Annotated in this window: 16 protein-coding genes, 5 tRNA genes and 3 rRNA genes; 10 read left to right on the top strand and 14 right to left on the bottom strand. The window is 39.0% G+C overall.

Annotation, left to right across the window (positions count from 1 at the left end; translation table 11 throughout):
• Positions 1–13 precede the first annotated feature (13 nt).
• The 7 genes from GG9_RS05720 (at position 14) to GG9_RS0108635 (ending at position 7,221) form a co-directional block, all read left to right on the top strand.
• Positions 14–2,608 (top strand): penicillin-binding protein 1A, encoded by a 2,595-nt coding sequence (locus GG9_RS05720; RefSeq protein ID WP_005630931.1) that lies wholly within the window; start codon positions 14–16, stop codon positions 2,606–2,608.
• Positions 2,609–2,680: 72 nt separating this feature from the next.
• Complete coding sequence (locus tag GG9_RS05725; RefSeq protein WP_005630930.1) at positions 2,681–3,526, top strand: 23S rRNA (adenine(2030)-N(6))-methyltransferase RlmJ; 846 nt, start codon at positions 2,681–2,683, stop codon at positions 3,524–3,526.
• 168 nt (positions 3,527–3,694) lie between these two features.
• Positions 3,695–4,024: a YbaB/EbfC family nucleoid-associated protein gene (locus GG9_RS05730; RefSeq protein ID WP_005630928.1), complete on the top strand. Its 330-nt coding sequence runs from the start codon at positions 3,695–3,697 to the stop codon at positions 4,022–4,024.
• Between the two features lie 62 nt (positions 4,025–4,086).
• A complete protein-coding gene (gene recR, locus GG9_RS05735; RefSeq protein ID WP_005626527.1) occupies positions 4,087–4,689 on the top strand; it encodes a recombination mediator RecR in 603 nt (200 codons plus the stop codon).
• Between the two features lie 15 nt (positions 4,690–4,704).
• Positions 4,705–6,639: a DNA topoisomerase III gene (locus GG9_RS05740; protein ID WP_005630927.1), complete on the top strand. Its 1,935-nt coding sequence runs from the start codon at positions 4,705–4,707 to the stop codon at positions 6,637–6,639.
• Positions 6,640–6,769: 130 nt separating this feature from the next.
• On the top strand, positions 6,770–7,111 hold the full coding sequence (secG, locus tag GG9_RS05745) for a preprotein translocase subunit SecG (RefSeq protein ID WP_005630926.1): 342 nt from the start codon (positions 6,770–6,772) through the stop codon (positions 7,109–7,111).
• A gap of 24 nt (positions 7,112–7,135) precedes the next feature.
• Positions 7,136–7,221, top strand: a tRNA-Leu gene (locus GG9_RS0108635).
• 469 nt (positions 7,222–7,690) lie between these two features.
• On the opposite strand, the gene GG9_RS0108630 is transcribed toward GG9_RS0108635, so the two are convergent.
• The 5 genes from GG9_RS0108630 to mutY form a co-directional block, all read right to left on the bottom strand.
• Positions 7,691–7,766, bottom strand: a tRNA-Asn gene (locus tag GG9_RS0108630).
• Between the two features lie 2 nt (positions 7,767–7,768).
• Positions 7,769–7,844, bottom strand: a tRNA-Phe gene (locus GG9_RS0108625).
• Positions 7,845–8,079: 235 nt separating this feature from the next.
• Positions 8,080–9,156, bottom strand: a complete 1,077-nt coding sequence (gene mltC, locus GG9_RS05750; RefSeq protein WP_005630925.1) for a membrane-bound lytic murein transglycosylase MltC — start codon at positions 9,154–9,156, stop codon at positions 8,080–8,082.
• Between the two features lie 14 nt (positions 9,157–9,170).
• Positions 9,171–9,443, bottom strand: coding sequence for an oxidative damage protection protein (locus tag GG9_RS05755; protein ID WP_005625838.1), 273 nt, complete (start codon positions 9,441–9,443; stop codon positions 9,171–9,173).
• Positions 9,421–10,557 (bottom strand): A/G-specific adenine glycosylase, encoded by a 1,137-nt coding sequence (mutY, locus tag GG9_RS05760; protein ID WP_005630924.1) that lies wholly within the window; start codon positions 10,555–10,557, stop codon positions 9,421–9,423. The genes GG9_RS05755 and mutY overlap by 23 nt, the downstream gene beginning before the upstream one ends.
• Positions 10,558–10,731: 174 nt before the next feature.
• Between mutY and rpmE the strand changes: the two genes are divergently transcribed.
• Complete coding sequence (rpmE, locus tag GG9_RS05765; RefSeq protein WP_005625828.1) at positions 10,732–10,944, top strand: 50S ribosomal protein L31; 213 nt, start codon at positions 10,732–10,734, stop codon at positions 10,942–10,944.
• 85 nt (positions 10,945–11,029) lie between these two features.
• Here rpmE and GG9_RS0108620 read toward each other — a convergent pair whose 3' ends face one another.
• Both GG9_RS0108620 and GG9_RS05770 read right to left on the bottom strand, forming a co-directional pair.
• Positions 11,030–11,632, bottom strand: coding sequence for a hypothetical protein (locus GG9_RS0108620; protein ID WP_032825061.1), 603 nt, complete (start codon positions 11,630–11,632; stop codon positions 11,030–11,032).
• 77 nt (positions 11,633–11,709) lie between these two features.
• Positions 11,710–12,393, bottom strand: coding sequence for a 2,3-diphosphoglycerate-dependent phosphoglycerate mutase (locus GG9_RS05770; protein ID WP_005625827.1), 684 nt, complete (start codon positions 12,391–12,393; stop codon positions 11,710–11,712).
• Positions 12,394–12,568: 175 nt separating this feature from the next.
• Here GG9_RS05770 and envC point away from each other — a divergent pair, with 175 nt between their 5' ends.
• Both envC and GG9_RS05780 read left to right on the top strand, forming a co-directional pair.
• Positions 12,569–13,801: a murein hydrolase activator EnvC gene (gene envC / locus GG9_RS05775; protein WP_005630923.1), complete on the top strand. Its 1,233-nt coding sequence runs from the start codon at positions 12,569–12,571 to the stop codon at positions 13,799–13,801.
• Positions 13,801–14,643: a divergent polysaccharide deacetylase family protein gene (locus GG9_RS05780; RefSeq protein ID WP_005630922.1), complete on the top strand. Its 843-nt coding sequence runs from the start codon at positions 13,801–13,803 to the stop codon at positions 14,641–14,643. Before envC ends, GG9_RS05780 begins: the two co-directional genes overlap by 1 nt.
• Before the next feature lie 28 nt (positions 14,644–14,671).
• Here the strand turns inward: GG9_RS05780 and murQ are convergent, their stop codons facing one another.
• The 7 genes from murQ to GG9_RS0108595 form a co-directional block, all read right to left on the bottom strand.
• Positions 14,672–15,583 (bottom strand): N-acetylmuramic acid 6-phosphate etherase, encoded by a 912-nt coding sequence (gene murQ / locus GG9_RS05785; RefSeq protein ID WP_005630921.1) that lies wholly within the window; start codon positions 15,581–15,583, stop codon positions 14,672–14,674.
• Between the two features lie 9 nt (positions 15,584–15,592).
• Positions 15,593–16,732, bottom strand: coding sequence for an anhydro-N-acetylmuramic acid kinase (locus GG9_RS05790; protein ID WP_005630920.1), 1,140 nt, complete (start codon positions 16,730–16,732; stop codon positions 15,593–15,595).
• A 133-nt stretch (positions 16,733–16,865) separates the two neighbouring features.
• Positions 16,866–16,941 (bottom strand) — tRNA-Trp (locus tag GG9_RS0108615).
• 16 nt (positions 16,942–16,957) lie between these two features.
• Positions 16,958–17,034: transfer RNA gene (locus tag GG9_RS0108610), tRNA-Asp, on the bottom strand.
• 12 nt (positions 17,035–17,046) lie between these two features.
• Positions 17,047–17,162: ribosomal RNA gene (rrf, locus tag GG9_RS0108605) — 5S ribosomal RNA — on the bottom strand.
• 46 nt (positions 17,163–17,208) lie between these two features.
• A 5S ribosomal RNA gene (gene rrf, locus GG9_RS0108600) occupies positions 17,209–17,324 on the bottom strand.
• Positions 17,325–17,464: 140 nt separating this feature from the next.
• Positions 17,465–17,785: ribosomal RNA gene (locus GG9_RS0108595) — 23S ribosomal RNA — on the bottom strand; the annotation flags it as partial.

Below are 17,785 nucleotides of genomic sequence, written 5' to 3'. Positions count from 1 at the left end.
CGAGAATTTTACGATGCGGATCGCAAAATTAATATTAAGCACCCTATTAACTTTATGTATTTTAGGTTTAGTGGCTGGCGGAATGCTGTATTTCCACCTAAAATCTGAATTGCCCTCAGTAGAAACATTAAGAACTGTTGAATTACAGCAACCAATGCAGATTTATACGGCCGACGGTAAATTAATTGGCGAAGTGGGCGAGCAACGCCGTATTCCAGTAAAATTAGCCGATGTGCCACAACGCTTAATTGACGCATTTTTAGCGACGGAAGACAGTCGTTTTTACGATCATCACGGATTAGACCCTATCGGCATTGCCCGTGCATTGTTTGTCGCAGTGAGTAATGGCGGTGCATCACAAGGTGCAAGTACGATCACTCAACAATTAGCGCGTAACTTTTTCTTAACTCCAGAAAAAACCATTATTCGTAAAGCTCGTGAAGCCGTGCTTGCCGTAGAAATTGAAAATACTCTCACTAAACAAGAAATCTTAGAGCTTTATTTAAACAAAATCTTTTTAGGCTATCGTTCTTATGGTGTTGCAGCGGCGGCACAAACCTATTTCGGTAAATCATTAAATGAATTGACGTTATCGGAAATGGCGATTATTGCTGGTTTACCTAAAGCACCTTCAACAATGAACCCGCTTTATTCTTTAAAACGTTCAGAAGAACGCCGCAATGTGGTGCTAAGCCGAATGTTAGATGAAAAATACATCAGCAAAGAAGAATATGATGCTGCATTAAAAGAGCCTATTGTCGCCAGTTACCATGGGGCTAAATTTGAGTTCCGTGCGGATTACGTCACTGAAATGGTACGCCAAGAAATGGTTCGCCGTTTTGGCGAAGAAAATGCTTACACCAGTGGTTATAAAGTATTTACCACTGTACTTTCAAAAGACCAAGATGAAGCCCAAAAAGCTGTGCGTAACAACTTAATTGATTACGATATGCGTCGTGGGTATCGTGGTGGTGCGCCTTTATGGCAAAAAAATGAAGCAGCTTGGGATGATGAACGTATTCTAGCGTTTTTACGTAAATTGCCAGATTCTGAACCATTTATTCCCGCAGCTGTGGTTGGCATGGCAAAAGGTGGGGCAGATCTATTATTAGCATCTGGTGAAAAAATGACGCTCTCCACTAATGCAATGCGTTGGACTGGCAGAAGTAATCCTGTAAAAGTAGGTGAGCAAATTTGGATTCGTCAACGCACTAATGGTGAATGGCAATTAGGGCAAATTCCAGCAGCTAACTCTGCGTTAGTATCTCTTAACTCAGATAATGGTGCGATTGAAGCCATTGTTGGTGGCTTTAGCTATGAACAAAGTAAGTTCAACCGTGCGACACAATCCTTAGTTCAAGTGGGTTCTTCTATTAAACCATTTATTTACGCAGCGGCATTAGAAAAAGGATTAACGCTTTCTAGCGTACTACAAGACAGTCCGATTTCTATTCAAAAACCGGGACAAAAACTGTGGCAACCCAAAAACTCACCTGATCGTTATGATGGTCCAATGCGTTTACGCGTAGGATTAGGTCAATCCAAAAATATGATTGCTATTCGTGCGATCCAAACGGCAGGTATTGATTTCACAGCAGAATTTTTACAACGTTTTGGTTTTAAACGTGATCAATATTTTGCTAGTGAAGCCTTAGCGCTTGGCGCTGCCTCTTTCACACCATTAGAAATGGCTAGAGCTTATGCGGTGTTTGATAATGGCGGTTTCCTCATTGAACCTTATATCATTGAAAAAATTCAAGATAACACGGGTAATGACTTATTTGTTGCAAACCCTAAAATTGCTTGTATTGAATGTAATGATCTCCCTGTGGTTTATGGTGAAACGAAAGATAAAATCAACGGCTTTGCCAATATTCCTTTAGGCGAGAATGCCTTAAAACCATCAGATGACAGTACAAACGGTGAAGAAGTTGATCAACAACCTGAAACGGTACCAGAACTGCCAGAATTACAGTCAAATGTGACCGCACTTAAAGAAGATGCGATTGATTTAATGGCAGCAGCAAAAAATGCCTCGTCAAAAATAGAATATGCGCCACGTGTCATTAGTGGCGAACTTGCCTTTCTCATTCGTAGTGCCTTAAATACTGCGATTTATGGAGAACAAGGTTTAGACTGGAAAGGCACCAGTTGGCGCATTGCACAAACCATTAAACGTAGCGATATAGGCGGAAAAACAGGTACTACCAACAGTTCAAAAGTAGCTTGGTATGCAGGATTTGGTGCAAACTTAGTAACCACAACTTATGTCGGATTTGACGACAACAAACGTGTACTTGGGCGCGGAGAAGCGGGGACGAAAACAGCGATGCCAGCTTGGGTCGCTTATATGAAAACTGCATTGAGCGACAAACCTGAACGTAAATTACCATTACCACCGAAAATTATGGAAAAAAGTATTGATACGATGACTGGATTGCTTTCTCCAAACGGTGGGCGCAAAGAATATTTTATTGTAGGTACTGAACCAACTAGAACCTATCTTTCGGAAATGCAAGAGCGTGGTTATTACGTTCCTACAGAGTTACAGCAACGCTTAAATAATGAAGGCAATACGCCAGCGACGCAACCACAAGAACTCTTCTAAAAATGGCCGCACTTTAGTGTGTAATCGGGCGAGTCAATTGACTCGCCTTCGTTATTAAACAAAGGATATATTATGCTGAGTTATCGTCACTCATTTCACGCTGGCAATCATGCCGATGTCTTGAAACATATTGTTTTAATGCTCATTTTGGAAAACCTTAAACTCAAAGAAAAAGGCTTTTTTTATTTGGATACGCACTCTGGTGTAGGTCGTTATCGTTTATCCTCAAACGAATCAGAAAAAATGGGGGAATATAAAGAAGGTATTGGACGCTTGTGGGATCAAACAGACTTACCCGAAGATGTTGCTCGTTATGTAAAAATGATCAAAAAACTCAATTATGGTGGCAAAGAACTACGTTATTACGCTGGCTCACCGTTAATTGCCGCGGAATTGTTGCGCCCACAAGATCGTGCACTATTGACCGAGCTTCATCCTAGCGATTATCCAATCCTTCGAAATAATTTTAGTGACTACAAAAATGTCACCGTAAAATGTGACAATGGCTTTCAACAAGTCAAAGCAACGCTACCTCCCAAAGAACGCCGTGGCTTGGTGCTAATCGATCCGCCTTATGAATTAAAAGAAGATTATGATCTTGTCGTCAAAGCCATTGAAGAAGGCTATAAGCGTTTTGCCACTGGCAGTTATGCGATTTGGTATCCCGTTGTATTACGCCAACAAACTAAACGTATTTTTAAGGGATTAGAAGCAACGGGGATTAGAAAAATTCTAAAAATTGAACTCTCTGTTCGCCCTGATAGCGATCAACGAGGCATGACAGCAAGCGGTATGGTAGTAATTAATCCACCTTGGACATTAGAAACTCAAATGAAAGAAATTTTGCCTTACCTCACAAAAACATTAGTTCCAGAAGGTACAGGAAGCTGGACGGTCGACTGGATTACGCCTGAATAACCGTCTCTTCCCATTCTAAACCGCACTAAATTTCACCGCACTTGACTTCAAAAGTGCGGTGAAATTTTCTGAGATTTTAAATACCCCAAATCATTAACCCCACTGTTCCCAAAAGCCCATTTTTTCGCTAGAATGCACGCAATTTTTGACTTAATAAAGGATAACATTATGTTTGGAAAAGGCGGTTTAGGCGGCTTAATGAAACAAGCCCAACAAATGCAAGAAAAAATGCAAAAAATGCAGGAAGAAATCGCGCAACTAGAAGTAACGGGTGAATCTGGTGCAGGTTTAGTGAAAATCACAATTAATGGTGCACATAACTGCCGTCGCATTGACATTGATCCGTCTTTAATGGAAGACGATAAAGAAATGTTAGAAGATTTAATCGCGGCCGCTTTTAACGATGCGGTACGTCGTGCAGAAGAATTACAAAAAGAAAAATTGGCATCGGTTACTGCTGGAATGCCATTGCCTCCAGGAATGAAGTTTCCGTTTTAATTATTAGGCGCGTGAATATAAGATTCACGCGTCATCTCTCATTTGCCTCTCATTAAAACACTATGCAAAGTAGCCCACTTTTAGAACACCTTATTGAAAACTTACGTTGTCTTCCAGGCGTAGGGCCTAAATCTGCGCAACGTATGGCTTATCATCTTTTACAGCGTAATCGTAGCGGTGGAATGAATTTAGCTCGAGCACTCACAGAAGCTATGTCTAAAATTGGCCATTGTTCACAATGTCGAGACTTTACGGAAGAAGACACTTGCAACATTTGCAATAATCCACGCCGTCAAAATTCAGGTTTGCTTTGTGTCGTTGAAATGCCCGCAGATATTCAAGCTATTGAGCAAACAGGGCAATTTTCAGGACGTTATTTTGTCTTAATGGGACACTTATCACCACTTGATGGTATTGGACCTCGTGAAATTGGCTTAGATTTACTGCAAAAACGTTTAGTAGAAGAATCTTTCCATGAGGTAATTCTTGCAACAAACCCAACAGTGGAAGGTGATGCAACAGCAAACTACATCGCTGAAATGTGCCGCCAACATAATATCAAAGTGAGTCGTATCGCACATGGCATTCCTGTCGGTGGTGAACTGGAAACTGTGGACGGCACAACGCTTACTCACTCTTTTCTAGGTCGTCGTCAAATCGACTAATCTTCTCATACCATTATGCGTTTATTTATCGCCGAAAAACCAAGCTTAGCTCGCGCTATTGCTGATGTGCTCCCCAAGCCTCATCAACGCGGCGATGGTTTTATTAAATGTGGCGATAATGATGTAGTAACTTGGTGTGTAGGGCATCTACTCGAGCAAGCAGAACCCGATGCCTATGATCCTAAATTCAAACAATGGCGTTTAGAACATCTCCCTATCATTCCTGAAAAATGGCAACTTTTACCACGAAAAGAAGTAAAAAAACAACTTTCTGTAGTGGAAAAACTAATCCATCAAGCCGATACACTTGTTAATGCGGGAGACCCTGATAGAGAAGGACAATTACTTGTCGATGAAGTGTTCAGCTATGCCAATTTATCTGCAGAAAAACGCGATAAAATTTTACGCTGCTTGATTAGCGACCTAAATCCAAGTGCGGTAGAAAAAGCGGTTAAAAAATTACAACCCAACCGTAATTTTATTCCTCTTGCCACATCCGCACTCGCACGAGCTCGCGCCGATTGGCTTTATGGCATCAATATGACGAGAGCCTATACTATTCGTGGCAGACAAACTGGCTATGATGGCGTGCTTTCGGTTGGTCGAGTGCAAACCCCTGTGCTGGGTTTAATTGTACGTCGAGATTTGGAAATTGAACATTTCCAACCGAAAGATTTCTTTGAAGTACTAGCCTGGATTAATCCAGAGAATAAAGAACAAAAAACTCAGGGGAAATCAACCGCACTTTTTAGTGCCTTATGGCAACCTAGCAAAGCTTGTGAAGATTACCAAGATGATGACGGCAGGGTGCTCTCTAAAGGATTAGCAGAAAACGTTGTAAAACGTATTACAAATCAACCAGCAGAAGTAACCGAATACAAAGACGTTCGTGAAAAAGAAACGGCGCCCTTGCCTTATTCCCTTTCTGCGTTACAAATTGATGCAGCAAAGCGATTCGGTATGTCCGCTCAAGCCGTATTAGATACGTGCCAACGCCTATATGAAACTCATCGTTTAATTACTTATCCGCGTTCTGATTGTCGATATTTGCCCGAAGAACATTTTACAGAACGTCATAACGTATTAAATGCAATTTCAACCCATTGTGAAGCTTATCAAGTCTTACCAAATGTCATTTCAATTGAACAAAGAAATCGCTGTTGGAATGATAAAAAAGTAGAAGCTCACCATGCAATCATTCCAACCGCCAAAAATCGTCCAGTAAATCTAACACAAGAAGAACGTAATATTTACAGCCTTATCGCTCGCCAATATTTAATGCAATTTTGTCCTGACGCAGAATATCGTAAAAGCAAAATCACATTAAATATCGCCGGCGGTACTTTTATAGCCCAAGCGCGAAATTTACAAACGGCTGGGTGGAAAGAATTATTAGGCAAAGAAGACGGCACAGAAAATCAAGAACCCTTATTACCAATAGTAAAGAAAGGACAAATTTTGAATTGTGAACGCGGAGAGGTAATTAGTAAAAAAACTCAGCCGCCAAAGCCTTTCACAAATGCAACTTTGCTTTCAGCAATGACGGGAATTGCACGATTTGTACAGGATAAAGAACTCAAAAAAATTCTGCGAGAAACGGATGGATTGGGCACAGAGGCTACTCGCGCTGGCATCATTGAGTTACTTTTTAAACGCGGTTTTTTAACGAAAAAAGGGCGAAATATTCATAGCACAGAAACTGGAAGAATTTTAATTCAGGCATTACCAGATATTGCCACCCAACCAGATATGACCGCCCATTGGGAATCACAACTCACAGACATTAGTCAAAAACAAGCAACCTATCAGCAATTTATGCATAACTTGAATCAAATATTGCCTGATTTAGTCCGTTTTGTAGATCTTAATGCATTAAGACAATTAAGCCGCATTAAAATGATTAAATCCGATAGAGCAAAACCTAAAAGTGCGGCAAAAAAAATCCAGTAAATCAAACGGTCAAACTGATTAAAGTTAAACCAGTTAATATTTTTTTTATGCAAAGCACTTGCGAGAAAATTGAATTTTCTATAACATTCACGACTGGTTTTCTTGCAAAATTGCAAATTAGAGAGAAAAAATGTATCAAGTTCTTTTATTTATTTATGTTGTTGTCGCGATTGCCTTGATCGGGTTTATTCTCGTTCAACAAGGTAAAGGAGCGAACGCTGGCGCATCTTTTGGTGGCGGCGCATCAGGTACAATGTTTGGCGCTGCTGGTGCAGGTAACTTTTTAACACGTACCAGTGCGATTTTAGCAACCGCATTTTTTGTTATTGCTCTTGTTTTGGGAAACATGAATTCACATAAAGGCAATATTCAAAAAGGTGCTTTTGACGATTTATCACAAGCTGCAGAGCAAGTTCAGCAACAACAAGCAGCTCCAGCGAAAGAAAATAAAAATAGCGACATCCCACAATAAAATAGGATTAGCATAAAAATTAACGCTCTGGTGGTGGAATTGGTAGACACGCTATCTTGAGGGGGTAGTGACCACAGGTCGTGCGAGTTCAAGTCTCGCCCAGAGCACCATTTGACTAAACAAAGCCCCGCGAAACTAATCGCGGGGTTTTGTTTTATCTACTATTATTGGGGTTATCTTATTTCCCGTCTCATATTCCATCACAATACGCTCTCCAAGATTCAATATCAAAAACAGTAAACTATAGAAGATAAGACCTGATTATTAGATATGGCAAAGAGTTTTCCTTGAATGCTCTATAAAGGCTTTATTTCATTATTACAAACTGTAAGAAACCACTCCTTTTGTAACTAGATATAATCTTTATAAATATACACAAGGTTCATATAAACGTTTTTCTTTACTGATTCAAAGCATTAATGAAAATACAAAAGAAAGAAGATAAGGAAAAAAGATGGGAAAAAACAGAATTAATTCTGATGCTTAATAACTTCCGTTTTAAATGGGGAAATAATTTATGTGCTGGAATAAGAGATAGCAAAAAGCCGCTAAAATTCTTTAGCGGCTTTTTTTTGAATTTGGCTCCTCCTGCGGGACTCGAACCTGCGACATATGGATTAACAGTCCACCGTTCTACCGACTGAACTAAGGAGGAAATGGTGCCTCGAGGCGGAATCGAACCACCGACACGGGGATTTTCAATCCCCTGCTCTACCGACTGAGCTATCGAGGCGTTATCGTTATTGGCTACTGCCTGACAACGGAGCGTATTAAACTATTTTTTTGGGATTCGGTCAACACTTAAATTTAAAAAAATACAAAAAAACGTTGCGTTTGAATAGTTAATCATCAATATGTTTATTAAAACAACGAAATAATAAAATTATTTCAAAATAAACCGCACTTATTATAAAAAATGCTCGATGGTATTTCCTAACGAGCATTTTTGATTATCTGAAAAAATTCAATTATCGTCTTACACGGAATTTTTTCTGTGCCTTATCAACTTTCAACAAATAATTGCGAGCCTGTGATGATGGGTGAGCTGTCGTTAGAATGCGATAAACTTGCTCTGGATACATTTGGTTAATTTTGTAAATCGCCATATCCTTATCATTATCAAAAACACGCAATACAGCACCAGCCCCACTATTATAAGCAGAAATCATTGCAAAACGTTTTGAGGTTGGATTCGTAATTCCATCTAAATATTGATTTTGTAAAATCCACAAATAAGATACGCCAGCATCAATATTATTCGCAGGATCATATAAATAACGAGTTGATGGTTGACCGCCCTTTCCTTTCATTGCAAATACATCTCGACCTGCCGTATGAGGCACGACTTGCATTAATCCAATTGCATTTGCATAGCTAATCGCGTATGGGTTAAAACTAGATTCTGTTTGTATAATACCTAAGATCAAACTTTCATCAATGCCATAACGTTCAGCCGCTTTACGAACTAATGATAGATATTTCTGCGCACGCACTTCTACGTGATTTGCAATCATTGGAATTGCAACAAATTGCACAGTATTCCCGTTTTGCAATCGACGAGTTTGTAATTTATTTTGAATCAAGTAAGTGGCGAAATTACTTGCGATAACTTGATTGGAAATTTGTTGCCCTTGATGATCCACAACCTGCCCTAAAAGGAATGGGCGAGAGCTAATCGGCACATCTCCAGATGCAAATAAATCAATACCTTTTGCATCCGCCCCCATTAACAAGGTATGGACAATAGCATTATGTAATCGATTTAGATCTTGCTGAGTTTCAATAACGATATTACCTTCATCAAAACTCACGTGGCTACGCGTATAAAAAGAATCTGTATATTTCACGTAATCTTTTCGACTAGCCACTAACAATTCATTGACCCCCCAAATGCGGTCAATATTATGCGAGAATTGCCCTGTGAGGATATCTAACCCTTGCGTGTCTTTTGCAAAGGACTCATCATAATTCATGCCTCCACGATTCAACGAGTCGCTACAAGCATACAAAAGCGGTAATAACGCTAATACTAAATACTTTTTCATTGTATAACAGCCAATTAATTTGATGGAGGAACATAACCTTCAATATGAACATCTTTACCTTCAAACAAAAAATTTACCATTTCTTGTTCTAACAATTTACGGTGTTCCGCATTCATCATATTGAGTTTTTTCTCATTCACTAACATCGTCTGTTTCTTAATCCATTCACCCCAAGCTTTCTTACTCACCGAATCAAAAATTCGTTTACCTAATTCTCCAGGATAAAGTTGGAAATCTAAACCTTCTGCTTCTTGTTTGAGATACTCACAAAATACCATTCTTGCCATAATAATTCCTTGCAAATTGTATTAAAAGATTCTTCACAGGCTGAGCCAGCCCGATCTGTTCAGGATTTTTCGGATCATACCAATATTTAACTGCACTTGATAGATTTGATTGATATTCTTTTGGACTTTCCACAACTTTGCGCCAATCTAAATTAGCTTGCTCAATATTAATTCCACCGTCCATTTCAGCATAAATAGGATGGATATCTAAATGAAAATGGCTAAAGGTATGACGAAAAGCTGGCCATTCTTGATAATGCGTGACTTTTTCTTGCGCTAAAAAATTAAGTAACGAAGCTTTATCTTCAAATTGTGGAAAACAAAATAATCCGCCCCATAACCCCGAGTTTTCTCGCTGCTCCAAGCACACTTTGCCATTTTTAGATAAAATCAAAAAATAAGTGTCTTTTTCAGGCATATCTTTTTTAGGCTTTTTGGCAGGAAACTTTTCCCAACTATGATTTTGATAAGCTAAGCACTCCAAATTTAATGGGCAAAGCTCACATTTTGGTTTGGTTCGCGTACATACCATCGCGCCAATATCCATCATAGCTTGATTAAAATCCGCCACACGATCTATGGGTGTAACCTGTTCCGTCAACGTCCACAAATAATTTTCTACTTTTTTCTCGCCAGGCCACCCTTCAATAGCAAAATAGCGAGCTAACACGCGTTTTACATTACCGTCTAAAATTGGATAAGGCTGATTTAATACAGAAGATAAAATAGCCCCAGCTGTCGAGCGCCCCACACCCGGTAACGCCCAAACATGCATAAAGTCTATCGGAAAATTTCCATTAAATTCATCCCGCACTTTTTGGGCCGCTTTATGCAAATTACGCGCCCGAGCGTAATAACCTAAACCAGACCATAAATGCAAAACTTCGTCTTGCGAAGCATTGGCAAGTGCGGTGATATTTGGAAATGTTTTAATAAATCGCTCAAAATAAGGAATAACTGTCGCGACTTGTGTTTGTTGTAACATCACCTCAGAAAGCCATACGCCATAAAACGTTTTATCTTGTTGCCACGGCAAATGTTTACGGCCAAATTTGTCATACCATTTCAGCACAGATTGTGCAAAAGGTGCGTTACTTGAAGATTTTGCTAACATAAAAGAAAAGTGCGGTTAAAAATCCTAATGATTTTACACGAAAATAAGGCTTGTTTATCTGTATTTTTTCAGTATAATCCGCGATCTATTTGGTGCCAATTATGGCGTATTATTAACTCACGCGGTGTGGGGAGAAAGTTCTTATAGCGGCGTGGCTTCATTTTGAGGTTTTCTATGAAACAAGGTATTCATCCTGAATATAAAGAAATCACAGCAACCTGTTCTTGTGGTAATGTGATCAAAACTCGTTCAACTTTAGGTAAAGACATCAATCTTGATGTATGTGGTAACTGCCACCCATTCTACACTGGTAAACAACGTGTTGTTGATACTGGTGGTCGTGTTGAGCGTTTCAACAGCCGTTTCAAAATTCCAAGCACAAAATAATTTGGACTTGTTTAAAAAACCCCGCTAATTTGCGGGGTTTTGTTTTATCAAGAAGATAAAATGTTGCTCATTTCAACAAACTAGTTTACAAACTCATCGCATTCTCAACCTGAACGAAAAATCCTTTATCATTCAAAATAATGCTGTAATCTGTTTGATAACTTTTTCCATCCGTCACTACTAAAGCATGGCAGCTTCGAATGCCTTTTTGTGGATAAAATTGCGTTTCTCTTGCTTGAAGAATTTGTTTCACCATCATGCTGGTTTTAGTTGAATCTCCTTGCTGCTTAAATGCATCAGATAGCACTTTTGACACAGAAAAATCATTACATTGTGGCACGATCACTGGCTTATAAACTGATTTCTCCTTTGCTGCTTTTTCATGTTTTTCTGAAACAACTGTTGTCGGTTTTTTCTCAATAGATGTCTTAGGTTTCGAGCTAATTTCCTTTACCAAAGCTTTAGGCTTTTTGTCTGTCAATTTCACAACTTGTTTTTTATTTTTAGTACTCATTTTCTTGGTTAGAACTAATTTAGTTTCTTTCGTTTTTTTAGTTTGTTGTTTTTTATCTAAAGATTTGGTTACTACAATTTTTTTATTTATTTGATTTTTATGTACTGGTGCTGCAGTAACTGATGTCGTAAAAAATGGCAACAACACCAAAATGAACGTTATCAATTTTCTCATTCATGTCTCCTTAAACGTAAAGTGCGGTTAAAATTAACCGCACTTTGAATGTTAAATTAAAAAAGTAAAGCGATAAATTAAAGGTAGTAATGTTCTACGTAATTTAATTTATCATCTAGTTTTAATACTAAAGGTTGACCTGTTGGAATTTCAAAATCCATAATTTCAGCATCAGAAATACCGATAATATGTTTTGCCAACGCACGGAGTGAGTTACCGTGAGCAACAACTAAAACACGTTTACCAGAAAGCATTGCTGGTGCAATTTGGTCTTCCCAGAATGGAAGTGCACGCTCTAAAGTAATTTTTAGATTTTCAGCATTCGGCACTACGTCAGATGGAATATTTGCGTAACGGCGGTCATTGTGTGCAGAATTTGGATCTTGTGGATCTAGATCTGGTGGAGAAATGTCATAAGAACGACGCCAAATATGAACTTGTTCGTCACCGTATTGCTCCGCAGTCGCTTTTTTATCTAAACCTTGTAAGGCACCATAATGACGTTCATTTAAACGCCAGTTTTTCACTTGAGGAATCCATAATTGATGGGATTCTTCTAACACGATGTTACAAGTTTTGATTGCACGAGTTAGCACAGATGTAAATGCGATATCAAACTCATAGCCAGCATCTAATAATTTTTTGCCCGCTGCTTTTGCTTCTTCTACGCCACGTTCTGTTAAATTTACATCACGCCAGCCAGTGAACAAGTTTTTCGCATTCCATTCACTAAAACCGTGACGGATAAATACTAATTCCATAAGAATCTCCTAATGTTTTCAAATAAAAAGAACGCGCATTTTATAGCAAAAAATCCTTAGCTTTAAAAGTTAAAAGGAATGATTTACTGATCTTTAGCAAAAAATAACCATCAAACTTTTTCGACTTTTCACAAATATGATAAGATTTGCGAGTTTTACGAATTTAGGATGAATTATGTTGCGTTTTGGCGTTAATCAAAAAACATCATTATTATTAACCGCACTTTTAAGCTGCGGTTTATTAATATTTTCGCCTGTCAGCCAATCTTCCGATCTCAATCAAATTCAAAAACAAATTAAGCAACAAGAATCTAAAATTGAGAAACAAAAACTTCAGCAAGCTAAGTTGCAAGCGAATTTAAAAAAACACGAGAGTAAAATTAACAGTGTTGAGAGTGAGCTGCTTGAAACCGAAATAAGTTTAAAGGAAATTCGTAAGCAAATTGCCGATGCAGATAAGCAACTCAAACAATTAGAAAAACAGGAACGTGAGCAAAAAGCACGATTAGCCAAACAAATAGATATAATTTACCGTTCAGGCATTAATCCATCACTGATTGAACGAATGTTTGCCCAAGAGCCAACAAAAGCAGAGCGAATGAAAGTTTATTATCAGCATTTAAATCAAGTTCGGATTGAAATGATTGAGAATTTAAAAGCAACCCAAGCACAAATTGTAACGCAAAAAGAGGTGATTCTCGCTCAGCAAAAGAACCACCGAAATCAACTTTCCACACAAAAGAAACAACAACAAGCATTGCAAAAAGCACAACAAGAACGTCAATCTACGCTAAATGAACTTAATAAAAATTTGGCGAGAGATCAAAATAAATTGGATAGCCTAAAAGCTAATGAACAAGCGCTCCGTCAAGAAATTCAACGTGCCGAAAAAGCGGCCTTAGAACAAGAAAAAAGAGAGCGAGAAGCACTTTCACAACGACAAAAAGCTGAAGAAAAACGGACTTCAAAACCTTATCAACCGACAGCACAAGAACGTCAATTGCTTAACAGTACAAGTGGTTTAGGAATTGCCAAAAAACAATATTCAGCACCAGTTTCAGGGCCAACTTTACATAATTTTGGAACGATTCAGGCAGGTGAAGTTCGTTGGAAAGGTATGGTTATTGGTGCCTCAGCTGGAACTGCAGTCAAAGCGATTGCGGCTGGACGTGTCATTTTAGCTGGGTATTTGAATGGCTACGGTTATATGGTCATCGTCAAACATGGTGAAACCGACTTAAGTTTATATGGCTTCAATCAAGCTGTATCAGTAAAAGTTGGTCAGCTTGTTTCAGCAGGGCAGGTTATTGCTCAAGTAGGAAATACAGGGGAAATATCACGTTCCGCGCTTTATTTTGGTATTAGCCGTAAAGGAACGCCAGTGAATCCTGCTGGGTGGGTTCGTTGATGAATATTCTGATAACAAGTGCGGTGAAAAATTTCATCATTTTTTCTACCGCACTTTATACTTCCATCTCCCTTGCACAAAATAAACTTGCTATTGTTATTGATGACGTAGGCTATCGTCTCAAAGAAGATGCGGCTATTTTTGCAATGCCGCGTGAAATTTCCGTCGCAATTATTCCTGCTGCACCTCATGCTCGAGCACGTAATCAAGAAGCAAAATCTCAAGGCCGAGACATTTTAATTCATATGCCGATGCAACCGGTGAGTGCGGTAAAAATAGAAGATGGAGGGCTGCATTTAGGAATGTCTTCAGCTCAGGTCAATGATCGGGTAAATACGGCTAAAAATATCGTAAATTATGCCATTGGCATGAATAATCACATGGGCAGTGCGGCTACGGCCGATCCCCAATTAATGACTTATTTAATGACCGCACTTCAAGAAAAACATTTATTCTTTTTAGATAGTCGAACAATAGGAAAATCTGTAGCAGGAAAAATAGCAAAAGAACAAGGGGTTCGTTCATTAGATCGCCACATATTTTTAGATGACAGTAACGAACTAGCTGACGTTCAACATCAGTTTCAAGCTGCAATTCAATATGCAAGGAAACATGGTACCGCGATTGCAATAGGACATCCTCGTCCAAATACAATAGCGGTGTTACAAGCAGGTCTTAACAATTTACCAGCAGATATCCAACTTGTCGGAATGGGTAACTTATGGCGCAATGAAAAAGTAATTCCACCTAAACCATTTATTCTATTATTTACAGAAATGCCTGCGCCAACCTCAATGGAACCTTTTGAACCAGTAGGATTACTACGTGGAATTCCAAAATAAAACCTGATTTTACAATCAGGTTTTTGTCTTATTTAGAAAGTGCATTTCTTAATTTACCTTGATGTCTTTCTAATAATGCCTTCGCCTCTAATTTTGATAAATTACTTAAAATCATCATAATCGCCAGTTTGGCATTTTGATCTGCTTCAAGTAATGTCTGTTCGGCTAATGTTTTATTGCAATCCGTTGCTTGCATCACAATACGCACAGCGCGTGCTTTAAGCTTTTCATTACTGGCTTGTACATCGACCATCAAATTTTCGTAACATTTACCCAATAAAATCATACTTGCCGTAGTCAGCATATTCAGTACCATTTTTTGTGCGGTACCAGATTTTAAGCGGCTAGACCCCGTCAATATTTCAGGCCCAACAATCGTCTCTATCGCAATATCGGCTATCTCAGCCATCGCAGATTTTGGATTACTCGCAATAGAAACTGTCAAAGCACCAAGAGATTTAGCGTACTGAAGACCTGCAATAACATAAGGTGTGCGACCACTTGCTGCGATTCCTACTAATACATCATTTTTTGAAAAATTTATGCTTTGTAGATCCTCAAGTACAGCTTTCGTATTATCTTCCGCCCCTTCTATGGGATGACGGATAGCATGTTCGCCTCCCGCAATAATACCTTTGACCATTTCTGAAGATACACCAAATGTAGGAGGACATTCTGACGCATCCAATACACCGAGGCGACCACTCGTCCCAGCCCCAACATACACTAGACGGCCGCCCTGTTGGAAAGCATAAACGATTTTATCTACCGCTAACGAAATCTCAGGCAAACATGCTTCAATAGCTAAAGGAACTTGTTTATCTTCCTTATTCATTAATCGAACAATATCTAAAGCACTTTGACGATCAATATCAACTGAATTCGGATTTCGTTGTTCAGTAATTAACGTGGATAAACTTTTTAATATAATATCATTCATATTTTGACCTTAGTTTTTAGGGAAAATAGCCCCCAAACTAACCGCTCTTTTTGCGCCAGTTACTCTAGGCAGGTTTGCTGGTAAATTGTTGATTCGACAATAAGCCAACCAAGCAAAAGCAGCGGCTTCTACATAATCAATATCAAAACCTTGCTCTGTCGTTGTACCAACCTGCCAATCGAGTAAATTCTCATACAATCCACGCATAATTAAGCTATTCTTGGCACCACCGCCACATACTAGTAAACGTTTTGGTAAATCTGTTTGGAGCTGATTTAGTGCATTGACAATGCTTGTTACCGTCAATTCAACAAGCGTCGCTTGCACATCTTCTGGGGATAATATGATTTTGGAGCAAAGAGCGGTAAGTTTTTTAGATGCTTTTTCTACTTTGCCAATTAACCACTCAAGATTAAATAGCTCTCTCCCTGTACTTTTTGGAGCGGGTAAAGAGAAAAAAGATTCATTTAATAATTCCTCAAGCAGAATTTGATTCACGTTGCCTTTTGAAGCCCACTCACCATTTTTGTCATAGCGAAGGCCTTGGTGTTTTTCTATCCATTGATCTAATAATGTATTACCTGGCCCTGTATCAAACCCAATTACAGGTTGATTAGGAAACAATATAGAAACATTACTAATCCCACCAATATTTAAAACAACTGTGGCAAAATTAGGATTTGAGAATACAGCTTTGTGGAAAGCGGGTACAAGAGGAGCCCCTTGTCCACCTAAAGCCATATCTTTACGACGAAAATCACCAATAACAGATATTCCCGTTTTCGCTGCCAATAAATTCATATCACCTAGTTGCATCGTGAAAGGAAATGCTGAAGCAGGAGAGTGCCATACCGTCTGTCCATGACAACCAATAGCTTCAATTTGGCTTGGAAGAAGATTATATTTTTGTAGAAAAGTATTTACACAATCGCAATACAGTAAAGCAAGCTCATGATCGAGTTCGCCTAAATTTTGCAGAGTAGTTTCACCAGCTTGAATGAGTTTGGTTAATTTCTGACGTAAATTTTCTGGCATAGGAAAAAAATCAGATAAGATAAGTCGAGGCTCTAGAGAAAAATCAACGAGAGCAACATCCACTCCATCTAGACTAGTTCCAGACATCATGCCAAGATAATATTGATATTTCATACTAATTATTTTTATATTTAAAATTCGATAATTATATATCTAATTCAAAAAGAAAAATAAAAAGAATTATTAAATAATATAAAAAATGGATTAGTATTAAATATTTTATAATTAGTTGAAAAGAAGATTTTAATGGCAGGGGCGGAGAGGCTCGAACTCCCAACACCCGGTTTTGGAGACCGGTGCTCTACCAATTGAACTACGCCCCTATTGGTATGAATAAATTGGCGGAATGGACGGGACTCGAACCCGCGACCCCCTGCGTGACAGGCAGGTATTCTAACCAGCTGAACTACCACTCCGCTAAATGTGGTAATTGGCAGTGCCTTACTCTCACATGGGGATACCCCACACTACCATCAGCGTTACAACATTTCACTTCTGAGTTCGGTATGGTATCAGGTGGATCTATTGCACTATCTCTGCCAAAAATTTTTTATTTTCTTAATTCACTCAATAAATAAACTAAAAAATAAACCTGGCGGTGCCCTACTCTCACATGGGGATGCCCCACACTACCATCGGCATTACAGCGTTTCACTTCTGAGTTCGGTATGGTGTCAGGTGGTTCCACCGCACTATCGCCGCCAGGATAATTCGTTGATAACTTGTCTTTATCTTTCGCTACTCAGCTCTTCCTCTACCTTTCACTCGTTCTTATTGGGCACAAGCTGAACGTTTAGTTAATTTCTTTTTCTTTTACTCTGTTTTCCAAAAACACTTGAGCGTTGTATAGTTAAGCCTCCTCGGGCAATTAGTACAGGTTAGCTCAATGACTCACATCACTTACACACCCTGCCTATCTACGTCTTAGTCTTAAACAACCCTTACACACTTGATGTGTGGGAGAACTCATCTCTTGGCAAGTTTCGTGCTTAGATGCTTTCAGCACTTATCTCTTCCGCACTTAGCTACCCGGCAATGCGTCTGGCGACACAACCGGAACACCAGTGATGCGTCCACTCCGGTCCTCTCGTACTAGGAGCAGCCCCAACCAATTCTCCAACGCCCACGGCAGATAGGGACCGAACTGTCTCACGACGTTCTAAACCC

It is taken from the genome of Haemophilus haemolyticus M19501, assembly GCF_000222025.1.
GTDB classification, from domain to species: domain Bacteria; phylum Pseudomonadota; class Gammaproteobacteria; order Enterobacterales; family Pasteurellaceae; genus Haemophilus; species Haemophilus haemolyticus_G.
Note: the sequence above shows the minus strand (reverse complement) of the source record. Positions and strands in the feature narration are given on the sequence as shown.

What these genes read in the sequence shown, in the direction of transcription:
- GG9_RS05720 (WP_005630931.1), top strand. Translation starts at nt 14, where the DNA reads ATGCGGATCGCAAAATTAATATTAAGCACCCTATTAACTTTATGTATT.
- GG9_RS05725 (WP_005630930.1), top strand. Translation starts at nt 2,681, where the DNA reads ATGCTGAGTTATCGTCACTCATTTCACGCTGGCAATCATGCCGATGTC.
- GG9_RS05730 (WP_005630928.1), top strand. Translation starts at nt 3,695, where the DNA reads ATGTTTGGAAAAGGCGGTTTAGGCGGCTTAATGAAACAAGCCCAACAA.
- recR (WP_005626527.1), top strand. Translation starts at nt 4,087, where the DNA reads ATGCAAAGTAGCCCACTTTTAGAACACCTTATTGAAAACTTACGTTGT.
- GG9_RS05740 (WP_005630927.1), top strand. Translation starts at nt 4,705, where the DNA reads ATGCGTTTATTTATCGCCGAAAAACCAAGCTTAGCTCGCGCTATTGCT.
- secG (WP_005630926.1), top strand. Translation starts at nt 6,770, where the DNA reads ATGTATCAAGTTCTTTTATTTATTTATGTTGTTGTCGCGATTGCCTTG.
- mltC (WP_005630925.1), bottom strand. Translation starts at nt 9,156, where the DNA reads ATGAAAAAGTATTTAGTATTAGCGTTATTACCGCTTTTGTATGCTTGT.
- GG9_RS05755 (WP_005625838.1), bottom strand. Translation starts at nt 9,443, where the DNA reads ATGGCAAGAATGGTATTTTGTGAGTATCTCAAACAAGAAGCAGAAGGT.
- mutY (WP_005630924.1), bottom strand. Translation starts at nt 10,557, where the DNA reads ATGTTAGCAAAATCTTCAAGTAACGCACCTTTTGCACAATCTGTGCTG.
- rpmE (WP_005625828.1), top strand. Translation starts at nt 10,732, where the DNA reads ATGAAACAAGGTATTCATCCTGAATATAAAGAAATCACAGCAACCTGT.
- GG9_RS0108620 (WP_032825061.1), bottom strand. Translation starts at nt 11,632, where the DNA reads ATGAGAAAATTGATAACGTTCATTTTGGTGTTGTTGCCATTTTTTACG.
- GG9_RS05770 (WP_005625827.1), bottom strand. Translation starts at nt 12,393, where the DNA reads ATGGAATTAGTATTTATCCGTCACGGTTTTAGTGAATGGAATGCGAAA.
- envC (WP_005630923.1), top strand. Translation starts at nt 12,569, where the DNA reads ATGTTGCGTTTTGGCGTTAATCAAAAAACATCATTATTATTAACCGCA.
- GG9_RS05780 (WP_005630922.1), top strand. Translation starts at nt 13,801, where the DNA reads ATGAATATTCTGATAACAAGTGCGGTGAAAAATTTCATCATTTTTTCT.
- murQ (WP_005630921.1), bottom strand. Translation starts at nt 15,583, where the DNA reads ATGAATGATATTATATTAAAAAGTTTATCCACGTTAATTACTGAACAA.
- GG9_RS05790 (WP_005630920.1), bottom strand. Translation starts at nt 16,732, where the DNA reads ATGAAATATCAATATTATCTTGGCATGATGTCTGGAACTAGTCTAGAT.